General features: G+C 42.1%; 18 protein-coding genes. 1 reads left to right on the forward strand and 17 read right to left on the reverse strand.

The features are described 5' to 3' along the window. Positions 1 to 28 precede the first annotated feature (28 nt). Complete coding sequence (gene ileS, locus MV676_RS05030; protein ID WP_297445662.1) at positions 29 to 2,836, reverse strand: isoleucine--tRNA ligase; 2,808 nt, start codon at positions 2,834 to 2,836, stop codon at positions 29 to 31. A 131-nt stretch (positions 2,837 to 2,967) separates the two neighbouring features. On the opposite strand from ileS, the gene MV676_RS05035 reads away from it, so the two are divergent. Continuing rightward, positions 2,968 to 3,651, forward strand: a complete 684-nt coding sequence (locus tag MV676_RS05035; RefSeq protein ID WP_297445663.1) for a hypothetical protein — start codon at positions 2,968 to 2,970, stop codon at positions 3,649 to 3,651. 153 nt (positions 3,652 to 3,804) lie between these two features. On the opposite strand, the gene MV676_RS05040 is transcribed toward MV676_RS05035, so the two are convergent. The 16 genes from MV676_RS05040 to MV676_RS05115 form a co-directional block, all read right to left on the reverse strand. After that, positions 3,805 to 3,981: a 4Fe-4S binding protein gene (locus MV676_RS05040; RefSeq protein WP_022847571.1), complete on the reverse strand. Its 177-nt coding sequence runs from the start codon at positions 3,979 to 3,981 to the stop codon at positions 3,805 to 3,807. A gap of 11 nt (positions 3,982 to 3,992) precedes the next feature. Beyond that, positions 3,993 to 4,547: a ribosome recycling factor gene (gene frr, locus MV676_RS05045; RefSeq protein WP_022847570.1), complete on the reverse strand. Its 555-nt coding sequence runs from the start codon at positions 4,545 to 4,547 to the stop codon at positions 3,993 to 3,995. Further along, the gene (gene pyrH, locus MV676_RS05050; RefSeq protein ID WP_022847569.1) at positions 4,544 to 5,269 is read right to left on the reverse strand and encodes a UMP kinase; all 726 of its coding nucleotides are present in this window, start codon (positions 5,267 to 5,269) and stop codon (positions 4,544 to 4,546) included. Before pyrH ends, frr begins: the two co-directional genes overlap by 4 nt. Before the next feature lie 38 nt (positions 5,270 to 5,307). Continuing rightward, positions 5,308 to 5,904: a translation elongation factor Ts gene (tsf, locus tag MV676_RS05055; protein ID WP_022847568.1), complete on the reverse strand. Its 597-nt coding sequence runs from the start codon at positions 5,902 to 5,904 to the stop codon at positions 5,308 to 5,310. Between the two features lie 2 nt (positions 5,905 to 5,906). After that, positions 5,907 to 6,644, reverse strand: a complete 738-nt coding sequence (gene rpsB, locus MV676_RS05060) for a 30S ribosomal protein S2 (RefSeq protein WP_040371933.1) — start codon at positions 6,642 to 6,644, stop codon at positions 5,907 to 5,909. A 252-nt stretch (positions 6,645 to 6,896) separates the two neighbouring features. Next, the gene (locus MV676_RS05065; protein WP_022847566.1) at positions 6,897 to 7,844 is read right to left on the reverse strand and encodes an acetyl-CoA carboxylase carboxyltransferase subunit alpha; all 948 of its coding nucleotides are present in this window, start codon (positions 7,842 to 7,844) and stop codon (positions 6,897 to 6,899) included. 10 nt (positions 7,845 to 7,854) lie between these two features. Further along, positions 7,855 to 11,292, reverse strand: a complete 3,438-nt coding sequence (dnaE, locus tag MV676_RS05070; protein WP_297445665.1) for a DNA polymerase III subunit alpha — start codon at positions 11,290 to 11,292, stop codon at positions 7,855 to 7,857. A gap of 137 nt (positions 11,293 to 11,429) precedes the next feature. Further along, positions 11,430 to 11,729, reverse strand: coding sequence for a hypothetical protein (locus MV676_RS05075; protein WP_297445666.1), 300 nt, complete (start codon positions 11,727 to 11,729; stop codon positions 11,430 to 11,432). 105 nt (positions 11,730 to 11,834) lie between these two features. After that, positions 11,835 to 12,614 (reverse strand): phosphate ABC transporter ATP-binding protein PstB, encoded by a 780-nt coding sequence (gene pstB / locus MV676_RS05080; RefSeq protein WP_022847562.1) that lies wholly within the window; start codon positions 12,612 to 12,614, stop codon positions 11,835 to 11,837. A 15-nt stretch (positions 12,615 to 12,629) separates the two neighbouring features. Next, positions 12,630 to 13,472: a phosphate ABC transporter permease PstA gene (gene pstA, locus MV676_RS05085; protein ID WP_022847561.1), complete on the reverse strand. Its 843-nt coding sequence runs from the start codon at positions 13,470 to 13,472 to the stop codon at positions 12,630 to 12,632. Then, entirely contained in the window at positions 13,472 to 14,410 is a 939-nt protein-coding gene (gene pstC / locus MV676_RS05090) for a phosphate ABC transporter permease subunit PstC (protein ID WP_297445667.1), read from the reverse strand. The genes pstA and pstC overlap by 1 nt, the downstream gene beginning before the upstream one ends. A gap of 205 nt (positions 14,411 to 14,615) precedes the next feature. Then, positions 14,616 to 15,410 carry a hypothetical protein gene (locus MV676_RS05095; protein ID WP_022847559.1) on the reverse strand — a complete coding sequence of 265 codons (795 nt, stop codon included), beginning with the start codon at positions 15,408 to 15,410 and terminating at the stop codon, positions 14,616 to 14,618. Positions 15,411 to 15,431: 21 nt separating this feature from the next. Further along, positions 15,432 to 16,550 (reverse strand): glutamine amidotransferase family protein, encoded by a 1,119-nt coding sequence (locus tag MV676_RS05100; RefSeq protein ID WP_297445668.1) that lies wholly within the window; start codon positions 16,548 to 16,550, stop codon positions 15,432 to 15,434. Next, complete coding sequence (locus tag MV676_RS05105) at positions 16,547 to 17,845, reverse strand: FAD-dependent oxidoreductase (RefSeq protein WP_297445669.1); 1,299 nt, start codon at positions 17,843 to 17,845, stop codon at positions 16,547 to 16,549. Before MV676_RS05105 ends, MV676_RS05100 begins: the two co-directional genes overlap by 4 nt. 2 nt (positions 17,846 to 17,847) lie before the next feature. Next, entirely contained in the window at positions 17,848 to 18,315 is a 468-nt protein-coding gene (locus MV676_RS05110) for a 4Fe-4S dicluster domain-containing protein (RefSeq protein WP_022847556.1), read from the reverse strand. An 11-nt stretch (positions 18,316 to 18,326) separates the two neighbouring features. Continuing rightward, positions 18,327 to 19,844, reverse strand: coding sequence for a glutamate synthase-related protein (locus MV676_RS05115; RefSeq protein ID WP_297445670.1), 1,518 nt, complete (start codon positions 19,842 to 19,844; stop codon positions 18,327 to 18,329). Positions 19,845 to 20,047: the final 203 nt, after the last annotated feature.

Genomic DNA, 20,047 nt, shown 5'->3' on the forward strand with positions numbered 1-20,047 from the left:
TGAGCGAAGGTTAGTAAAGGGGGGAAGATTATTCCCCCCTGCTATCTATCTTCTTTAAGACTGCGGCACACCTCGGGCATACGTCCGGATATTCTGGATCTTTTCCAACATCTTCTGAGTACATCCAGCACCTTTCACACTTTTTACCGGGTGCTTTATTTAAGCTGACCTTTGCTCCTTTTATTATTTCAGCATCTTCTATGGCTGTTTCTGGTGCTTCTTCGATCGGTTTAACGGTTGCCTTTGATGTTATGAAAATGTACGGAAGCTCATTTTCGTATTTTTTAAGGAGCTGGTAAAGGTCACCGTCTGCATAGACCGTTACTGCAGCTTCAAGGGAGTGGCCAATTAATTTTTCAGCTCTTGCCGTTTCCGTAGCTTTGTTTACGAGACTTTTCACCTTTATAAGTTTTTCCCAAACGGGAAGGAGTTCTCTCTCTTCTGGGATTTCGCCTTTGAACTCTTCGATAAATACCGATTCCTCTTTCTTTCCCGGGATATGAGAATAGACTTCTTCCATCGTAAAGGATAGTATGGGTGCGAGAAGTTTTGTGAGTTCTCTTATGATTATGTAAATTGCGGTTTGCGCGCTTCTCCTCTTTTTAGAGTCGGGAAGTTCGCAGTAAAGTGTGTCTTTAAGAATGTCAAGATATGTTGCGCTGAGTTCTGTTGCACAGTAGTTATATACCAAGCGATATATTCTGTTAAATTTAAAGTCCTCGTAATGTTTAATAATCTCTTTTTTAAGGTCGGAAAACTTTGTAAGTGCCCACCTGTCTATCTCTTCCATTTCGTTGAATGGGACAGTGTCCTTTTCAGGATCAAAGTCGTTCAGGTTCCCAAGTATAAATCTCATTGTGTTCCTTATCTTTCTGTAAACATCAGCTATTTGTTTAAGGATTTCGTTTGAAATTCTTACGTCTTCTGTAAAGTTTTCACTTGATACCCAGAGTCTGAGGATGTCAGCGCCAAACTGTTTTATGACATCCTGAGGTGGAATAACGTTTCCGAGGGATTTGCTCATTTTCCTTCCCTGTTGGTCAAGGGTGAAGCCGTGTGTTAGAACTGATTTATACGGAGCTTTTCCCCTTGTTCCGCAGGATTCAAGGAGGCTTGCCTGGAACCAGCCTCTGTGCTGGTCTGAGCCTTCAAGATACATATCTGCAGGCCATGAAAGTTCTTCTCTCCTCTCAAGGACAGCGGCATGAGAACTTCCGGAGTCAAACCATACATCCAGGATATCCATTTCTTTCTTAAACTCTGTACCGCCACACTCTGGACATGTAAATCCCTCGGGCAGAAGTTCTCTTGCCTCTTTTTCGTACCAGGCATCGGCGCTTTCTCTCTCAAAAATATCTGCAACGTGATCGGCTATTTCTTTTGTTGCGATAAGCTTGCCACACTTTTCGCAGTAGAATGCAACAATTGGAACACCCCATATTCTCTGTCTTGAAATGCACCAGTCGGGTCTCTGCTCAACCATGTTGCTGATTCTTATCTCTCCCCATTCAGGAATCCACTTAACCTTTTTAATCTCTGAAAGGGCTGTTTCTCTAAGTGTGGGTTCACCTTTATCGAGGGCGATAAACCACTGAGGTGTTGCCCTGAAGATTACAGGTTTTTTACACCGCCAGCAGTGAGGATAGGAATGGACTATCTCTTCGACAAGCAGGAGGTGACCACTTTCCTTTAACTTTTCTATGATAATATCGTTTGCCTTCCATATCTTGATGCCGTGGAGCCACTCCGGTGCCTCTTCTGTAAATCTTCCATAATCGTCAACAGGTGCAAGTACTGGAAGGTCATAACCTTTTGCCGCTATGTAGTCCTCTTCACCATGACCGGGTGCACTATGAACCACACCGGTTCCCGTTTCGTCGGAGACGAAGTCTGCCAGTATGGCGAAGCCTTCTCTATCTACGAATGGATGCTGGTATTTTACTTTCTCAAGCTCTTTGCCTTTAAAGGTTTTAACAGGTGTTAGCTTTTTCCCTGTTTTTTCTTCAAACTCTTTTACCAGAGTGGTTGTTATTATGTAATACTCGCGCGTTTTTTCATCTTTGAGCAGTTGATATTCAAGTTCTGGATGGAGGATAACGGCGATGTTTGCAGGAAGAGTCCACGGTGTTGTTGTCCATATTACGAAATAGCTCTTTTCCGGAAAGTTTTCATCTTTTATTTCAAACTTTACATATATGGACTTTGAAGTTTCGTCTTTGTATTCAATTTCTGCCTCTGCAAGGGCGGTTGTGCAGTTAGGACACCAGTAAACAGGTTTTTTTGCCCTATAAACGAGTCCTTTGCCGTAGAATTTCGCAAGTTCTCTTAAAATGTCTGCCTGATAGCGTGGCTTCATCGTTATGTAAGGGTTTTTCCAGTCACCCATTACACCGAGTCTTATAAACTCTTCTTTTTGAATTTTTATCCAGTTTTCAGCGTATTCCCGGCACTTTTTCCTTACCTCTACTGGGTCAACTTCGTCTTTTCTCTTTTTGAGTTTCTGAAATACAGCTCTTTCGATGGGCAGACCGTGGCAGTCCCAGCCGGGGACATAAGGCGTGAAGTATCCTGCCATTGCTCTTGACTTTACGATGATGTCTTTTAAAACCTTATTTAGAGCATGACCTATGTGAATGTGTCCGTTTGCGTATGGTGGTCCGTCGTGGAGGACGTACTTTTTGTTTTTATCTTTCCTTTCCAGTACTTTTTGATAAAGGTCTATCTCTTCCCACTTCTTGAGTATCTCTTTCTCTTTTTTTGGAAGGTTACCTCTCATAGGGAACGATGTTTTTGGAAGGTTCAGTGTCTCTTTGTAATCTCTCTTCTCCTCTGACATTTTAAGTCCTCCGCTTTTATAAGCTTTCAGTAGCCAATAATTATACTACTTTAAGTTCGTATTCTGATAGAAAGACCGGTAAGTGAGCTCTTCTACCAGATTTTAAATAGTAACTATCCTTTTTAAAGGTGGTGGCTATTAAAGGCCTTGCTAAATATGACATCTGTAGTAAAGAGTTACAGAAGGTTATTGAAATTGGGAATAGAGATGAGGTAAAGGCGGCTCTTTTTGCCCTTTATTTCAGAAGGGATAGTGTGAAGGGTGTATCTAAGTATCTTGGTTCGAAAGATTCTGACTTGAGATTTCTGGCCATTTCTTACTACTTGACGCACAGCCCTTCCGAAGCTGTTTTGAAAAGGATAGAGGAGAACCTTGGTACCGAAACAGATCCTAAAGTGAAGGCAAAGGCACTTGAAGTTATACTTACCTATGACAAAAATCCTGATATAGACACGTTTCTATCTGCTATATCTGATGAAGATATAAAGAGGCGTCTTGCTTTAAGGCTTCCTTTTGTTAAGAATAGAAAGATATCTTCGAAACTTTTAAAGCCTTTTTTGAATGATAATGATACGATTATTTTAACCTCCGCACTTACCTACATAGGAAATTCAGGAAACAGGAGATACTGCTCCCTTGTAAAGGATTTTCTCTTTTCGCCTGATGAGTCTGTTAGGAGTGCTGCTATGTGGGCGGAGGGGAGATTGAGCTGTCTCGAAGGTGTAAAGTATTTGCTGGGGATTATTTCAGATTTTAATAACGACGATTCTTTAAGACTTCAAGCTGCAAAAATGCTTTTGATGTTTGATAATTGATAAAGATATTTGAAAAAGAACCTTTCAGCTCTACAAAAGGTTTACAACAATGAAATCCTTGACGATGTAAAGGATAATCTCTATAAAGTTATTGCTAAAGCTAAGGGTTAAAAAAGAGAAAGGGGGAATAAAATCCCCCCTGCTTTCAGGCTATTACTCAGCACTGATGCAATCTGTTGGGCACACTTCAACGCAGGCGCCGCAGTCGATACATTCTTCTGCAGCAATGGTGTACTTTCCATCATCTGTTGGGTGAATAGCGTTTGTAGGACATACAGAAGCGCAAGCGCCGCATCCGATGCATCCTTCTTGGTCAATTACGTGAGCCATTTTCACCTCCCTTAGACTGTGAGAATTTCCTCCTCTTTTTTCTTGAGGAGTTCATCAACCTGTTTTACGTATTTATCGGTAACTTTCTGGAGTTCGTCTTTAAGCCTTTTAATCTCATCTTCGGATATGCCGCCCTCTTTCTTCATCTTATCGAGTTCTTTCATAAGCTCGTGGCGAATGTTTCTGATGGCTATCCTTGCCTGTTCAGCCATCTTTCCAGCCTTTTTAACTAACTCTCTTCTCCTCTCTTCAGTTAGAGGTGGAAGGTTTATTCTTATCACGTTTCCGTCTGTTTGAGGCATTACGCCAAGATCGGAGTTCCTTATGGCCTTTTCAATGTTTGGAACAACAGAGATGTCCCATGGCTGGATGGCTATCTGTGTCGCTTCTGGAACAGAAATCTGGGCGAGCTGCTTTATTGGTGTCATTGTTCCGTAGTAATCAACCTTTATATCCTCAACAAGAACGGTTGATGCTCTACCCGTTCTGAGTCCGGCAAATTCAGACTTTAACACGTCAACGCTTTTTTTCATTCTTCTTTCGGCATCTTTTATAATGTCATTCATAGTGCCTCCCCTTCTACAACTGAACCTACGTTTTCACCTTTTACTACCTTCTCAAGGTTTCCCGGTTTACGGACGTCAAACACAATTATCGGTATGCCGTTCTCCATGCAGAGTGATACCGCAGCTGAATCCATCACTTTTATACCTTTTACTATAACATCTTTATATGATATCTTATCAAGTTTTACAGCATTCTTATCCTTCATGGGGTCTGCCGTATAGACACCGTCAACCTTCGTTGCTTTTAGAAGGATGTCGGCATTTATTTCTGCGGCACGAAGTGCTGCCGCCGTATCGGTTGTAAAGAACGGATTTCCTGTGCCTGCGGCGAATATGACCACCCTTCCCTTTTCAAGGTGTCTGATAGCCCTCCTTCGGATGTAAGGTTCTGCGATTTCTCTCATCTCTATAGCGGATAAAACGCGCGTTTTCAAACCTTTCTTCTCAAGGGCGTCCTGAAGTGCAAGGGCGTTCATAACCGTCGCAAGCATTCCCATATAGTCTGCAGTTGCTCTGTCCATTCCCTGAGTTGCGCCTTTTACGCCTCTAAAGATGTTACCGCCGCCGATTACTATAGCAAGCTGAACGTCCAAGTCGGCAACTTTTTTTATCTCTTCAGCAAGGGAACTTAAAAATTCCGGGTCTATACCGTAGGGAAGATTTCCCTGAAGGGCTTCGCCGCTGAGTTTAAGGAGGATTCTTTTATATTTTATTTCTTCCATAACCCTTTTCCCTGAAGAAGGTTTAAGGAGAGGGGATGTTACTCCCCTACTCCGAATCTGCAGAATCTTTTTACTTTGATGTTTTCACCAAGCTTTGTGATGTATTCTTTGATAAGATCACCAATTGTTTTGCTGTCGTCCTTAATCCATGGCTGGTCAAGAAGGCAGTTTTCTGAGTAGAACTTGTTAAGTCTTCCTTCAACGATTTTCTCAACGATGTGTTCAGGTTTTCCTTCTGCAACAGCCTGCTCTTTGAGAATTTCTTTCTCTTTTTCTATCACTTCAGCAGGAACCTCTTCCCTGCTTACGTATTTTGGTTTCATTGCGGCCACCTGCATGGCTATTTCGTGGCCTAAAGCTTTAAAGTCATCTGTTCTTGCCACGAAGTCCGTTTCACAGTTAATCTCAACTAAAGCGCCGACTTTGCCGCCTGCGTGGATGTAAGAAACAACGATACCTTCAGCCGTTGCTCTGTCTGCCTTCTTTGCAGCTTTTGCAGCACCTTTCTTTCTGAGAATTTCAATAGCCTTTTCCATGTTGCCTTCAGCTTCCTGAAGGGCCTTTTTACAGTCAACGATACCGGCACCTGTCTTTTCTCTAAGCTCTTTTATCATCTGTGTTGTTATTTCAGCCATTATTATTCCTCCTCTGGAACGAATTCAGCTTCTTCAATAGCCTCTTCGCCTTCGGCAAGCTTTATAGCTTCTCTTCTCATCTTTCCTTCAAGGACAGCATCTGCGATTCTTGACGTGAGAAGCCTTATTGCTCTAATGGCGTCGTCGTTTGCCGGAATCGGGTAATCAATAAGGTCAGGGTCGGCGTTTGTGTCAACGAGGGCAACGATAGGAACACCTGCCTTTCTTGCTTCTGTAACGGCGTTTTCTTCCCTTACCACATCAACGATGAAGAGGGCGTCAGGAATTCTTTTCATGTTTTCAATTCCGCCGATGTACTTCTCAAGCTTCTCTTTCTTTCTTTTAAGCTTCATAGCCTCTTTCTTGGGGAGCTTTTCAAAGATGCCCTCTTCCTCCATCTTCTTGAGCATTTTAAGTTTGAAAATGCTCTTCTTGATAGTTTCAAAGTTTGTAATTGTTCCACCTAACCATCTCTTGTTAATGTAGAACATGCCACATCTTTCGGCTTCTTCTTTTACGATGTCTTGTCCCTGTTTCTTTGTGCAGACAAAAAGAATTGTTCCGCCGTTTGCCACTAAGTCGGCAACGTAGTCGTAAGCTTCATCAAAGTACTTGAGAGTTTTTTGAAGGTCGATAATGTGGATACCGTTTCTCTCTGTGAAGATGAACCTCTTCATTTTGGGGTTCCATCTCTCTTTCTGGTGACCGAAGTGAACCCCGGCTTCAAGAAGTTCTTTCATTGTGATTCTTGAGCCTTTTGGTCTTGGCTTGAATGTTTCTTCCTGTGTTTCTTCCTGCTCTGTTGCTTCTACTTTCTGCTCTTCTGCCTGTTCTTCTTTTCTGATCTCTTCAGCCATCTTTCCTCCTGTTTTCTGGTTTAGCCTCCCATCCCGTCGTCTTCGGAGAGAACCCGTTAGGGCACCCCTCTCCGAATCAGGGAAGGTGAGTTGTCGTTGGTAATATATTGGAAATTGACTATACAGTCAATAGAGCTACTCCTGACTCTGATAGCTGCCAATCTTTCTAAATTTTCTATATCTATCTTTTTTAAGCTCTTCAGGGCTCATTTTTAACAGCTCTTTAAGGTGTTTGTTCACATATTCCTCAAATTTCTGGAATGTGAATTTGTAGTCCTTGTGAGCACCTTCAAGAGGTTCAGGTATTATGTCATCAATGATTCCTAACTCTTTTAGGTATTTGGATGTTAGCTTTAGAGCTTCGGCAGCTTCCTTAACCTTGTCTTGTGACTGCCACAGTATTGCGGCGCATCCTTCCGGTGATATTACCGAGTAAACAGCGTTTTCATACATTAAAAGTCTGTTAGCAACACTTATGGCCAGAGCACCACCACTTCCGCCTTCACCAATTACAACGCTTACAACGGGGACTTTCAGCCTGGACATTTCAAGGAGGTTCCTTGCTATGGCTTCTGATTGCCCGTGTTCTTCTGCTTCAATTCCCGGAAATGCGCCGGGGGTGTCAACTAACGTGATTATTGGTTTTCCAAACTTTTCTGCAAGTTTCATGACTCGGAGGGCTTTTCTGTAGTCTTCAGGTGTTGGCATTCCAAAGTTTCTTGCTATTTTGTCCTTTGTATCTCTTCCCTTTTCCTGGGCTATGACACATACAGGAATGCCTTTAAAGTATGCAAATCCAGCAATGATTGCCTTTCCGTCGCCGCAGTGTCTGTCGCCGTGAAGCTCAATAAATTCTTCGAAAACGTTGTTTATAAAATCAATAGCGTGGGGACGGTCAGGATGCCTTGCCAGAAGCACCTTGTCCCACGGCGTAAGGTTGGAGTAAAACTCTTCAATCTTTTTTTGAAATTTCTCTTCTATCTCTCTAATCACCTGCGGGTCGTGTTTCCCTTTTTCTTTCAACTCTTCTATTTTTCTTCTCAGTCTTTCTACCTTCTTTTCAAATTCTAACAAAACTGCCATTTTGTCCCTCTCAAAGGATTTTTATCCTCTCTTCACCTATCATCTTTTTAAGGCTTCTTAAAATAGCCGCATCAACCGGTATTGCAAAGTCTGGATGTGTTTGCAACTGTATTATGTATCCGTTTGTTTCAAGTTCGATTACTACCGGTTTTCCATCAGGAGAACTGTTTGTTTCCAAGAATTCTTTTAACCGTTCTAAAAATTCTTCGGAAAAGATTGTATCATCAATTTTAAGGACAATTCTGTTTATAACATCAGAAAGCTTCTTTTCAAAGCGTCCAATTTCTCTGGCTATTATGGATATGCTTCCCTCTTCTTCTCTTACAGTTCCTTTCACTATGACAACGTTACCTTCTGTTAGAAGTTCTGCCGATTCTTTGAAAACGTTTGGGAATACAAGGACATTGAGAACACCTTCGAGGTCTGTTATTTCAATGTTTGCCCACATTTCTCCTCTTTGGGTTCTTTTAGTTTTAACGGAGGTTATGGCACCAGCGATGGTAACCTCCTGTCCGTCTTTCCACTCGCTTTTATGAGAAGATGTATCAAAGCGCAAGGGAACAAGTGCTTGATACTCTAATAGAGGATGCCCGGATAAGTAGAATCCTATAGCTGCCCTTTCGTACTCTAACTTTATCCTTTCAGGCCACTCGTCTGTTTCAACATACTCTTTCTGTATAACTGAAGATTCGTCTCCAAACAGACTCATGAGGCCTTTGTTTTTAGTTTTCTGAATGCTCTGAGCCGCTGCCATTGCCTTTTCAAGTGTTGCAAGGAGGGTTGCTCTGTTATATCCTGTAAAATCAAAAGCCCCCGCTTTTATAAGTGCTTCAAGAACTTTTCGGTTTACCTGTCTCATGTCCACTTTTTCGCAGAAGTCGTAAAGGTCTGTGAACTCTCCTTCTCTTTCTCTTGCCTCTACTATGGCTTCTGCAGCTTTTTCACCAACGCCTTTTATCCCTGCCAGTCCAAACCGTATTGCACCATTTTCAATTGTAAACTTGGCGCCGCTCTTGTTTACGTCAGGTGGCAGTATTTCAATATTGTTTTCCCTGCAATCTTTTATGAGTTTAACTATCTCATCGGCGTTGTCATAGTCTATGGACATCATTGTTGCCATGAGTTCCTGAGGGTAATGGGCTTTTAGGTATGCAGTAACGTAGGCAAGATATCCGTAAGCGGCGGAGTGAGATTTGTTAAATCCGTATTCTGCAAACTTTGCAATATCGTCAAACAGCTTTTCTACTTTGTCTTTTGGATAACCTTTTTCAACGGCACGTTTTACAAATATGGAACGTTGCTCTTCCATTATCTCTTTCTTCTTTTTACCCATTGCACGGCGCAAGAGATCAGCTTCTCCAAGTGAGTAACCGGCAAGAACGTTTGCTATCTGCATTATCTGTTCCTGATAGATGAAGAGACCGTATGTCTCTTTTAGGTAAGGTTCAAGTTCCGGGAAGATGTAATCGACCGGTTCCTGACCGTGTTTTCTTTTTATATAACTTTCAGCCATTCCTGAGTTGAGAGGTCCTGGACGGTAAAGGGCAACGAGAGCGACGATGTCTTCTATAGATTCTGGTTTTAGTCGTTTCATCAGGTTTCTCATACCCGGTGATTCAAGCTGGAATACGCCTACAGTGTTTCCTTCCTGAAGCAGTTTGTAGGTCTTTTCATCATCAAGGGGAAGTGTTTTCAGGTCAACCTTTTCGTTTCTTGTCTTTTCAACAAGTTTTATGGTTTTATCAATAATGGTAAGGGTTTTTAGTCCTAAAAAGTCCATTTTAAGGAGACCTAACTTTTCAACCTGTCCCATTTCGTACTGGGTGGTTATGTCTCCATCTTTACTCCTTGCTAAAGGAATGAAGTTTGTCAGTGTTTCTGGTGTAATAACGACACCGGCAGCGTGTACGCCGGTTTGCCTTGTTAATCCCTGAAGTTTTGAGGCGATTTTCGCCATCTTTTTATAAAGTTCGTTACTCTCTATAAGTTCTTTCAGTTCTGGTGCTTTCTCTATTGCGTCTTCAATTGTTTTGGCGTCATCAGGAATAAGTTTTGCTATTCTGTCAACTTCTCCGTAAGGAATGTCAAGAACTCTTCCCACGTCTCTTATTACGCCTTTTGGTTTCAGTGTTCCAAAGGTGATAATCTGGCAAACTTTGTCGTTTCCATATTTTTCCCTTACGTACTGGATAACTCTGTCTCTTCCGTCCTGACAGATGTCGACGTCTATATCGGGCATTGTTACCCTTTCCGGGTTGAGGAATCTTTCAAACAGAAGGTTAAACCTTAAAGGGTTTATGTCCGTTATGCCTATAGCATAGGCAACAAGTGAGCCTGCTGCCGAACCTCTTCCCGGTCCTACAGGTATGCCGTTTTTCTTTGCCCAGTTGATAAAATCCCAGACAATAAGAAAGTATCCCGGAAATCCCATGTTATCTATGATTTTAAGTTCGTAGTAGAGCCTTTCTCTATACTGTCTTTTGGTTTCTCCGTCTTTTATTCCGAGTTCTTTGAATCTTCTTTCAAGACCTTTTTCTGCAAGCTCTTTTAGGTAACTTGAGTAAGTGTATCCTTCCGGAACTTTGTATTTTGGCAGATGATAGCCGTCATTTTTTATTTCAACGTTTATCTTTTCCGCTATCTTGAGCGTGTTTGTTATGGCTTCGGGAACTTCTTTGAACAGTCTGAACATTTCTTCGCCGTTTTTAAAGTAAAACTCTTTTGTCGGAAAGCGCATTCTTTTTTCGTCGTTGAGTTTTTTTCCTGTTTGAATACAAAGAAGAATATCGTGGGCTTCCCAGTCCTCTTTGTTAAGGTAGTGGGCATCGTTTGTCGCCACGAGTTCTATGTCTAACTTTTTCGCTATATCTATGAGGCCTCTGTTGGCTTTTTTCTGTTCTCTCATTCCGTGGTCTTGAAGCTCGAGGTAGAAGTCTTCACCGAATAGGTCTTTATACCACTTTGCCGCCTTTTCGGCTTCTTCGTACTGTCCCTTGAGGTAAAGGAGGGGTATTTCTCCCTGGATGCAGGCAGACATTGCTATAAGTCCTTCGCTGTACTTTTCAAGAACTTCTTTGTCTATGCGGGGCTTGTAATAAAATCCCTCTATAAAGGCAATGGAGCTTAACTTCATGAGGTTTTTTAAGCCGGTTTCGTTTTTGGCAAGAAGCACAAGGTGGTAACTTCCTTTCTCTCCCGCTTCTTTTCTGTCAAATCGGGAGCCTTTTGCTATGTAAAATTCCTGTCCGATTATCGGTTTTATGCCTTCTTCTTTACATGTATTGTAAAGTTCAAGGGACGCGAACATGTTGCCATGATCTGTAACGGCAACAGCGGGCATGCCAAGTTCTTTGGCCTTTTTAACCATCTCTTTTATCTTTATGGCACCGTCAAGAATCGAGTACTGAGAGTGAAGGTGAAGATGAACGAAATCGCCTTTGCCTACCATTTAAATGTCTCCTCCGCTTTTTCTATCTTCCACTTAAATTATAACTTTCCCCTCAGGTAGGCATTAAATTTAAGTTGACAAAAAAATTCTGGTTCGTCTGAAAGGTTTGGGTAAGGGGGGCTTGCGGATGAAATAGTTTACCAATACCCTAAAATTGATCCGTTAAGGAGAATGCATAAAAAGATGCCCGCAGTGATGAATGCAATATCAGCTGCTTTTATCTGTCCCATCTTTTCAACGAACCAACCTCTTATGCCGTACATGCCGTGATAAACCATGGCCGTTACAAAGAGACAAAATGCGTACGGACATGATGGATATAAAGCATATACGAAGGTAAATGGTGTGTGCATAACAAGAAGGTGGACAAGGACAAAAATAGGGATGGTAATGGCTGTTATTAAGTGGAGTGAATAGAAAAACTTTTCAGCTCTCATTGGAGCCTCCGTAAAAAATCTGCACCACGGAGGTAAATATATTTATTGTTTTCTAAAAGTGCAAGTTTTATCAAAATCTTAAAAGGGGCGAAATGCCCCTTTTTATTATCCAAAACGGCCTGTGATGTAGTCTTCAGTAAGTTTTTCGTGTGGTTTAACGAATATCTGATCCGTTCTATTGAATTCAATAAGTTCTCCCATGTACATAAATGCCGTGTAATCAGAAACCCTTGCAGCCTGCTGCATGTTGTGGGTTACAATTAGGATGGTTAATTTTCCTCTTAAGGAGGTAATAAGCTCTTCTATTTTCATCGTGGAGATTGGGTCAAGTGCCGATGTTGGTTCGTCAAAGAGGAGGACTTCCGGTTCAACGGCTATTGCTCTTGCTATGCATAATCTCTGCTGCTGACCACCAGAAAGTCCAGATGCAGGTTGGTTCAATCTATCCTTTACCTCTTCCCACAAAGCAGCGTCCTTCAACGCCTTTTCCACCCTATCGGCAAGTTCAGTTTTATTTTTTATTCCTTTCAACTTCAGGCCGTAGGCTACGTTATCAAATATGCTCATTGGAAATGCGGTGGGTTTTTGAAAAACCATACCGATGCGACTTCTCAACCTGATAAGATCTATGTTCTTGTCTAAGATGTTTGTTCCATCGAAGATAATTTCACCCTCGTATCTATTTCCGGGATAAAGGTCATGCATTCTGTTAAAGCACCGCAGCAGCGTTGTTTTACCGCATCCGGAAGGTCCGATGAGGGCTGTAACTTTTAATTCCGGCACTTTAAAAGAGATGTTTTTAAGTGCGTGTTTGTCACCGTAGTAGAAGTTAAGGTTCTTTACCTCAATCTTTGCCGGTTCGGTTATCTCAGCTATATAACTCAAAACACCCTCCGATTACTATTTTTTAAATTTCCACTTGGCTATGGCACGACCTATGAGATTAAGAGCAAGAACGCCAAATGTGAGTATTATGGCTGCTGCCCAGGCAAGTTTCTGCCAGTATTCGTAAGGACTCATGGCGTAATCGTACATCGTTACTGTAAGTGACGCCATGGGCTGAAAAACGTTGTATGTCAAAAAGTTGTTGTTAAAGGATGTAAAGAGAAGTGGAGCCGTTTCACCACCAATTCTTGCAACGGCAAGTATCACGCCCGTTATGATACCTGTTATGGCACCTTTATAAACAACGGAGGTAATTACTTTGGATTTTGTTGCGCCAAGGGCATATGCTGCCTCTCTGAGTTCTCTTGGAACCATGTTTAACATATCATCAGTTGTTCTAACTATTATGGGAAGCATCATAATTGCAAGGGCAACAGAACCGGAAATACCCATAAAATGTCCAAAAGGTTCAACTAAAATTGCATAAACAAACGTACCTATTACGATTGAAGGAACGCTCATGAGGATGTCAGAAATGTCCCTTACTATATTTGCAAGTCTGCTGTTTTTTCCGTATTCGGAAAGGAAAGTTCCGGCTAAGATACCTATGGGAACACCGATTATTACTGCTATGGACACGATTAAAATTTGACCTATTATTGCATGCTTTAAGCCTCCTGTATTGTCTCCCGGGGCAGGAGGATTTCCAACGAATACCTGCCATGATAAGGTAGCCCCGCCTTTATATACAAGGGTCCCTAATATCCATACAAGCCAAAGAATGCCGAACAATGCCGCTAATGTTGAGAGTATAAGAACAATGTTGTTAACGATTTTTCTCTTTTTAAAGGCGTCCACTATCTACCTCTCTCAACTTTCTTGAGGAAGAGAAACTTTCCTATGGCTATCACGATGAAGCTCATAACAAAAAGTATGAGTGCGAGGAAGAAGAGGCTGGATAGATATATTTTTGTATCTGCTTCAGCAAATTCATTTGCAAGAGTAACTGTTATTGATGTTGCAGGTTGAAGTATTGATTGGGGAATTACCGGCTGGTTTCCCATAACAAAGGTTACTGCCATCGTTTCACCCATGGCTCTGCCTAAGGATAGAATAATACCGCCTATAACACCTAACTTTGCGTAAGGTAGAACGACATCTTTCATAACGTCCCACTTTGTTGCGCCTAATGCGTAGGCAGATTCTTTAAGAATAGGCGGGACCATGTTGAAGGAATCTCTTGCTATTGCTGCGGTAAAAGGTAGAATCATGACGGCAAGGACTAAAGAAGCAGTAAGCAGGCCTATCCCGGGAGTAAATCCGGAGAACCATTCACCGATAACGGGCAATTTCCCGAGAGTTGCATGTATAATCGGCTGAAGGCGGTTCCTTACAAAAGGTGCAAAGTAGAAAAGTCCCCACATACCGTAGATGATACTTGGAATGGCTGCTAAAAGTTCTATTGCTATGCCGATGGGTGATTTAAGCCTGTCTGGTGCTATTTCTGTTAAAAAAATGGCAATTCCAATTGCTACGGGGACTGAAAGAACAATAGAAATAATGGTGCTGACAATTGTTCCGTAGATTGCCGGTAGTCCGCCAAACTCATCCATTGGCGGATTCCAATCGGGAGACTTTATAAAGTTAATAATTCCAAATTTGTGGATAGCAGGAGCTGCCTCTTTATAGAGAGTGACACCTATGGCAAAAAGAGATACTACAATAATAACCGTTGATAAGAATGCGAGGGTTTGGAATAGCCTGTCACCTATATAAAGTCTATTTTTCCCTTCCATATGTCCTCTCTAAGACAACAAACTTTTTCGTATGGATAGTATATCAAGTCGTTCTATAAAATTCTATGCATTGAATGTTAAGAAAGGATAGGTTTGATTAATATGCTTTTGTTCACAGCCAAAACTGTGTGCATTTTGAAAACCTGCTGACATAAAGGTCTGGATGAGGCTTGTATAAGGCGGGGATGCCCGCCTTAAAGAATATTTACTTTATTATTCCGCTTGCTATTCCCCATCTGTGGGCGTACATTCTTCCGTAAGGTCTTGCGCTTACGGGAACGATTTTTGTAAAAGGTTCTGACATTATCTCTTCAACACTTAAATTGAACGCTTTAGCAAAGCCTTTAAGTTCTGTTTCAAGTATCTCCCTATCTTTGTCGTCTATTTCGAAAATTTTCACCTCTTTACCAAGATACCTTTTAGGTACTTCACCTCTAACGTATATGACTCCACCGTGCATTCCTGTAGCGCAGTAGTCACCTACGATATCTTCACCGCTTTTTCTGTTGAGTCCTAAAAGTATGAGTTTTCCACCTGCCATGTATTCACCGAAGAAATTGCCAGCTTTTCCGCCTATGATAAATGTTGGGACGAACTCTTTGTATCCTTTCATGTGTATGCCAACTCTATAGCCTACGTCTCCTTCTATATAGACTTTTCCGCCTCTCATTCCATATCCGCAAACGTCACCAGCATGGCCTCTTACGATGATTTCTCCTTTCATCATTGTGTTGCCGACGCAGTCCTGGGCATTTCCGAAAACTTCAATCTTCGGGTTGTAAAGGAATATTCCAAGGTCATTTCCAGCGGTTCCGTGAATCTCTATTTTTACAGGTTCTTTTATTCCCGTTCCTATGTACCTCTGTCCGTAAACTTCTCTGAGTATTATCTTTTCAGCACCGTTTTTAACTAACTCTTTTATCTTTGCGTTAACGATTCTGTAGTGGGCTGTCCCGCACTTTATCTCATAGGTTGTTTCGTTAAGCTGTTTAACTTCCATTTTCCTACCTCTTATAAGATGTTATCCCGGGTGGCAGATGCCGTCTTTACAGTAATTCATGAGTGCGATAACCGGTTCCCCGGCTCTTGGCATCCACACCTTTTCTGGATTTTTGCAGATAACCTTTATAGCTGACTCTTCGCTTGCCATATATACGGTGTCACCATTAATTGCCGCAACGAAAGGACGAAGTTTTATCCTGTCGTTGAATCCTATGAGACCGTCTTTGTAGGCAAAGAGCATTGCGAATGGTCCATTTAGCATTGCGGAAGAGTAGATTTCTCTTATCTTCTTAGCCATTTCTGCAACTTTATTAAGCTTTTTCTCTTTCAGGTATTCAATGTCTTTCCAGAAAGGTGCAGCAATTGCCATTAGAGTTGCCTTTATCGGGAGTTTGTGTTTTCTAAAGAGAAGGTCAAAGATGTAGGCTGCAACTTCTGTATCGGTGAGCAGTGTACACTTGTAACCGTACATTTCAACATACCTTTTGTTCGTTCCGTAAGAGGTTATCTCTCCGTTGTGGACTATTGACCAATCAAGTAGCGTAAATGGATGGGCACCTCCCCACCAACCTGGAGTGTTTGTCGGAAAGCGGGTATGAGCTATCCATATGTATCCTTCATACTGATCTATCTCAAAGAATTCACCAATTTCATCCGGTTCGCCTACACCTTTGAAAGCCCCCATATTTTTACCGCTGGAAATTACGTAGGCACCTTTTATATTTTCGTTGATGGTCATCACCGCTCTTACAACCATGTCTTCTTCTGTTTCAAGGGGAAGCTTCACATCTTCCCTTGGTGTTACAAAGTATCTGTAAAATACAGGGGGCGTTGTCTTTTTGTAGAGGGATGGGACGCTCTTTGTAGGTATCATTTCGCTTTTGACGATATGGAAGAATCTATTTAAAACAGCCGTAATTTCGGTTGCTATGTCCATGCTGTCCATCATAACGTGGAATGCGTAGTATTCGGCCATATCCGGATAGATACCGTATGCGGCGTAGCCGGCACCCATACCGTTTCCACGTTCCTTCATGGATGTTATAGAGTCAAAGATGTCTTTTCCAGAGACTCTTTTTCCGTCTCTGTTAATAAAACCTGCGAGACCGCAGCCAGACATTTCAGAGTAACTCATCATTCTTCGGGCCTCCAGTCGTTATAGCCTGTTTTATCCTGCTGGATTCTTGCCTCTCTCCAGCTCTTTGGAAGGTGAACAAGACCAAAGTCTATATCAACCAGCTTTTCTTTAAACGTTGATACGTCAAGTTTCTGTCTGATAATACCTGTGAGAATACCGACGCGGTCAATTTCTCCTATGGCAACAAAGCCTACAAGGCGGTTATCTTTAATTATAGCTTTTCGGTAGTATCCCCTCTTTTCGAACCTATCGTTTACGAGGACTTCGTATGTTGAGTCCGGCGGTTCCACGATGCCTGCGTTGAGGACCGGAACCTCTTCAAGGAATTTTAATGAGTTGAGAGGCAGTCCGCCCAGATATTTCATCTTCTTTCCAGCCATATTAAGTCCAGCAACAAGTCCCTGTTCAAAGGCAAGGGGAAAGAGGGGAAGATTTTTCTTTGTACCGTCTGTAATGTCTATGTTTTCTACACAGTCTCCAGCAGCATATATATCCGGGATGGATGTTTCCATGAACAGATTTGTGTCAATGCCGCGGTTTACTTTTATTCCTGCTGTTTGGGCAAGTTCTGTGTTCGGTCTAACACCTATTGCAACGATTACCATTTCAGCATTAATAATTTTTCCGGATTTAAGTTTTACGCTTTCTACTTTTTCGTTTCCAAGGATTTCCTCTACAGTATCTTCAAAGAAGAAGTTTATGCCGATATCTCTCATTATTTTCTCTACGATTTCAGAGCCCCTGTTGTCAAGTGCTTTTCCAAGTACCTTGTTGAGAAGTTCCACAACGTAAACGTTTATTCCTTTCTTTCTCAGGAAGTAGGCAACTTCAAGACCTATAAAACCAGAGCCAATTACAACAACGTCTTTGATGCCGTTTTTTGTTATGTACTCTTTTGCGGCCTTTGCTTTTGATAACTCTGTAAATGTGAAGACGCCTTCTTTTTCGCTGCCTTTGATTGGAGGTACAAACGGTTTTGCACCTGTAGAGATTAAAAGTTTGTTGTAGCTTTCAGCTATTCCGGTGTCAAGAACGACTTCTTTCTTCTCTGGATCAATCTTTATTGCCTTTGTTCCAAGTAACACTCTTACGTTTTTCTGTTCAAAGAACTTTTTACCTTTGTAGATAAGTTTCTCTTCAGGAAGGTCAACGAGAATATCGGCTATCATTGGCTTTGAGTAGCAACCTTCCTTTTCGTAGGTGATAACGGTTATTTCGCCTTCCTTATTGACTTTTCTAATGCCGTTTATACAGCCTACTGCTGCAGCACTGTTGCCTACTATTACATATTTCATTTTCACCTCTCCCTGTCGTAAACGAGCGCTCTGTTTGGGCATGCTTCAACACATGCGGGGAAATCTCTCCCTTCACAGAGGTCACACTTGAAAGAGTGTCTTTTATTAAGATGTGGATGAACTGCACCGAAAGGACACACTAAAACGCAGCTCCAGCATCCGACGCACACATCTTCGTCAAGGTGAACAACACCGTTTTTATCCTGCCAGATAGCACCTGATATGCAGGCGTCAAGGCAAAACGGGTGTTTACAGTGTCTACACATCACAGATAGGGAAACAGGACCTTCCACCTCAACGGTTGGTCTCGGCAAAAGATCTTCAAGTTTATAGGCCTTAATGGGATCTTTTGATTCACTGTGAACCATAGTGCAGGCAACCTCGCAGTACCTGCAGGAGATACAGTTTTCCTCTATGGGATAAACCTTGTAAAGGTTTCTTCTCTTTTTCTTCTGCTGTTTCTGCTCCATGGTCTCTCCCCTTACATTCCAGCGGGCAGAACGCCCAGGATTTTATTTTCCTGCTCTGTCAGGCCGACGCTTCTAAGGCGAAGTCGGTTGCCTTTTATACTTTCAATTGCGTTAATTCCCATGGCACCCAACATCTCTTTGATGTCATGTTTCCACGCTCTTAAAAGGTTTGACAGGTTTTCAGCAACTATATTCGGGTTGAGCCTCTTTGCAAGCTTCGGGTCGTTTGTTGTAATACCCCATGCACATCTACCGGTGTGACACTGCTGGCACTGTGTACATCCGGCTGCAAGAAGAGCCACAGTACCTATGTAGACAGCGTCTGCACCGAGGGCTATCGCTTTAAGTACGTCGATAGGATTTCTGAATCCACCGGCTGCTATTAGTGATACGTTGTTTCTTAATCCCTCTTTTCTCAATCTCTCATCAACTGCTGCAATTGCAAGTTCTATTGGGATACCAACGTAGTCTCTCAGGGATTTTGGTGTTGCACCTGTTCCGCCCCGGAAGCCATCTATCGCTATAATATCGGCACCTGCGTGGGCAATACCGGTTGCAATTGCAGCAACGTTGTGAACGGCTGCGATTTTTACAGATACGGGTTTTTCGTAGTTTGTCGCCTCTTTGAGTGCGTAAATTAACTGTCTTAAGTCTTCAATAGAGTATATGTCATGATGAGGTGCCGGAGAGATAGCATCCGCACCAACTGGAATCATCCTTGTTTCTGCAATTCCTTCGTTTACCTTTTCACCTGGCAGGTGTCCGCCGATTCCCGGCTTTGCACCCTGTCCAATTTTAATCTCTATTGCCGCTGAAGTTTCAAGATAATCTATGTCAACTCCAAATCTTCCTGACGCTACCTGAACGATTGTGCAATCTTTATACTTTCTAAGGCTTTTGTGAAGTCCACCTTCACCTGTGTTCCAGTATGTTCCGTTTTCCTCTGCTGCCATTGCCATTGCTTTTTGAAGGTTGAGGTTGATAGAACCGTAGGACATTGCAGAGAATAGAACGGGTATTTCAAGTTCAAGTTGTTTTCCAATAGTTGTTTTTATGGATACTTCATCTTCTTCAAATTCTAACCTGTCAGGTTTCCTTCCTAAGAAGGTCTTTAGTTCCATCGGTTCTCTTAACGGGTCAATTGATGGGTTTGTTACCTGACATGCATCGAGGAGAAGGTGGTCAAAATAGTTTCTGTAAGGTTTGTCGTTTCCTGTGGATGTGAGAATAACGGCGCCTGTGAGCATTTGGACGTGAATGTCTCTAATTGCTTCAGGTGTCCAGTTAGCATCTGGATGGAATGTTGAAGGGTTTGGGACGACCTTTATAGCATCTGTTGGACAGAATGCTTCACATCTTTTGCAGTTAACACAGTTTTCGTTACGGTTCATAATCTTGTCGTAATCTTCATCGTAGTAAGTTGCGTCAAATGTGCACTGGTCAACGCAGGACTTACATTTGACACATCTGTCAGGATCCCTTAAAACCATGAAGGGATAGAATGCCACCTGTGGTTTTTTAAAAAGCATCTTTAACCTCCGAAAAACGGTAGAAGGAGATAACAAGCAAAAGGTGGAAGGTATTATAGCAAAAATTTACAGTTAAGCTGGGGTTTTATTTAGAGCTGTCTTCAGGATGGTGTTATTCTTTGTACATGGAGACGATTCCTCTTAATTCGTGATAAAGCTCTTTTGCACGTTTTTGAGACTCTTCAACCTGCATACTTATGTTG

Source organism: Desulfurobacterium sp. (genome assembly GCF_027028515.1).
Classification (GTDB): domain Bacteria; phylum Aquificota; class Aquificia; order Desulfurobacteriales; family Desulfurobacteriaceae; genus Desulfurobacterium_A.

Bases quoted from the DNA above. Each gene is read 5' to 3' on its own strand.
- ileS (WP_297445662.1), bottom strand. From the start codon at position 2,836: ATGTCAGAGGAGAAGAGAGATTACAAAGAGACACTGAACCTTCCAAAA.
- MV676_RS05040 (WP_022847571.1), bottom strand. From the start codon at position 3,981: ATGGCTCACGTAATTGACCAAGAAGGATGCATCGGATGCGGCGCTTGC.
- frr (WP_022847570.1), bottom strand. From the start codon at position 4,547: ATGAATGACATTATAAAAGATGCCGAAAGAAGAATGAAAAAAAGCGTT.
- pyrH (WP_022847569.1), bottom strand. From the start codon at position 5,269: ATGGAAGAAATAAAATATAAAAGAATCCTCCTTAAACTCAGCGGCGAA.
- tsf (WP_022847568.1), bottom strand. From the start codon at position 5,904: ATGGCTGAAATAACAACACAGATGATAAAAGAGCTTAGAGAAAAGACA.
- rpsB (WP_040371933.1), bottom strand. From the start codon at position 6,644: ATGAAAGAACTTCTTGAAGCCGGGGTTCACTTCGGTCACCAGAAAGAG.
- MV676_RS05065 (WP_022847566.1), bottom strand. From the start codon at position 7,844: ATGGCAGTTTTGTTAGAATTTGAAAAGAAGGTAGAAAGACTGAGAAGA.
- dnaE (WP_297445665.1), bottom strand. From the start codon at position 11,292: ATGGTAGGCAAAGGCGATTTCGTTCATCTTCACCTTCACTCTCAGTAC.
- MV676_RS05075 (WP_297445666.1), bottom strand. From the start codon at position 11,729: ATGAGAGCTGAAAAGTTTTTCTATTCACTCCACTTAATAACAGCCATT.
- pstC (WP_297445667.1), bottom strand. From the start codon at position 14,410: ATGGAAGGGAAAAATAGACTTTATATAGGTGACAGGCTATTCCAAACC.
- MV676_RS05095 (WP_022847559.1), bottom strand. From the start codon at position 15,410: ATGGAAGTTAAACAGCTTAACGAAACAACCTATGAGATAAAGTGCGGG.
- MV676_RS05100 (WP_297445668.1), bottom strand. From the start codon at position 16,550: ATGATGAGTTACTCTGAAATGTCTGGCTGCGGTCTCGCAGGTTTTATT.
- MV676_RS05105 (WP_297445669.1), bottom strand. From the start codon at position 17,845: ATGAAATATGTAATAGTAGGCAACAGTGCTGCAGCAGTAGGCTGTATA.
- MV676_RS05110 (WP_022847556.1), bottom strand. From the start codon at position 18,315: ATGGAGCAGAAACAGCAGAAGAAAAAGAGAAGAAACCTTTACAAGGTT.
- MV676_RS05115 (WP_297445670.1), bottom strand. From the start codon at position 19,844: ATGCTTTTTAAAAAACCACAGGTGGCATTCTATCCCTTCATGGTTTTA.